General features: G+C 69.4%; 1 protein-coding gene. It reads right to left on the bottom strand.

The annotated features are described in order from the left end of the window. A partial coding sequence (locus ACZ7HQ_RS45445; protein ID WP_471003502.1) for an MFS transporter occupies positions 1-1,346 on the bottom strand: 1,346 nt, incomplete at its 3' end. Between the last annotated feature and the right edge of the window lie 131 nt (positions 1,347-1,477).

The following is a 1,477-nucleotide window of genomic DNA, read 5'->3' as shown; positions in this document are numbered from 1 at the left end:
GGGACCGCGCCGAGGTGGCCCTCGATGTCGCCCCGGTAGACGGTGGAGAGCACCGAGCCGAGGACCGCGATGCCGAGCGCCCCGCCGACCTGGCGGAAGGTGTTGTTGACGGCCGAACCGGAACCCGCCTTCTCGCGGGGCAGCGCCTGCATCACGGCGACGGTGACGGGCGGCATGATGTGCGCCATCCCGGTGCCCTGGACGAAGAAGACGAGGCACATCACCCATACCGGCGTACCGGCGTCGAACAGGGCGAACGAGGCGAGTCCGGCCGCGACGAGAAGCATGCCGGCCGTGCAGACCGCGCGGGCGCCGAAGCGGTCGACGACCAGCCGGGCCCGGGGCGCGAAGATCATCTGGGCGGCCGCGAGCGGAACGATCAGCAGACCCGACTCCAGGGCCGTGTAGCCGCGCACGCTCTGGAGGTAGAAGGCGGAGAAGAAGGTCACGCCCATGAGGGCGAAGAAGACCAGCGCTATGGCGGCGACGGCGGCGGAGAACGCGGGCTTCCGGAAGTACGTGATGTCGATGGCCGGGTGGCTGCTGCGCTTCTCGTGCCAGACGAATCCGGCCAGCACGAGCAGCCCGCCGGCGATGGCGAGGAGGACGGTGGTGTCGGTGAAGTCGGCCAGTTCGCCGCCCCGGATGATGCCGTACACCAGCAGGACCAGGCCCACGATGGAGAGCGCGACGCCCAGCGGGTCGACCTTTCCGGGCTTCGGGTCGCGGGAGTCGGGGACCAGGACCGCCATGGCGATCAGGGCGAGGACGACCACGGGGACGTTCACCAGGAAGATCGAGCCCCACCAGAAGTGCTCCAGGAGCAGTCCGCCGGTGATCGGGCCGATGGCGATGCCGAGGCCGACGCTGCCCGCCCAGATGCCGATGGCCTTGGGCTGCTCGTCGCGCTCGAAGACGTTCATCAGGACGGCGAGGGTGGCGGGCATCACGAAGGCGGCGCCGAAGCCCATCAGCGCCCGCCAGGTGATGAGCTCATCGGGCGAGGTGGAGAAGGCGGCCAGGGCGGAGCCGACGCCGAAGACCAGGATGCCGGCGAGGAGGACCTTCTTGCGGCCGATCCGGTCGCCGAGCAGGCCCGCGGTGAACAGCAGGCCGGCGAAGACGAGCGTGTAGGAGTTGATCGCCCACTCCAGCTCGCTCTGGGTGGCGCCGATGCCGGTGGGGGCGGGGCTGGCGATCGTCTTGACCGCGACGTTCAGGATCGAGTTGTCCAGCACCACGATGAGCAGGCTGAACATGAGGACGGCGAGGATCCACCAGCGGCGGCGGTGGATCGCCTCGGGAACACGGGGCACGGCGGCGGGAGCGCCGGACGGTATGGGCATGCGGAGAGCCTAGACCCCGTTTCGATACGAGACCGTCTCGTATTGTTAAAGCTTTCCCCAATGAGGCCGTACGAAGGGGTGTGTGCGGGCCCACTTCACGAGGGGCGGGGCGGGATGCCACCCTGGAAGGG

This window comes from Streptomyces sp. NPDC037290 (assembly GCF_055603245.1).
This window is presented reverse-complemented; position numbering and strand designations above follow the sequence as displayed.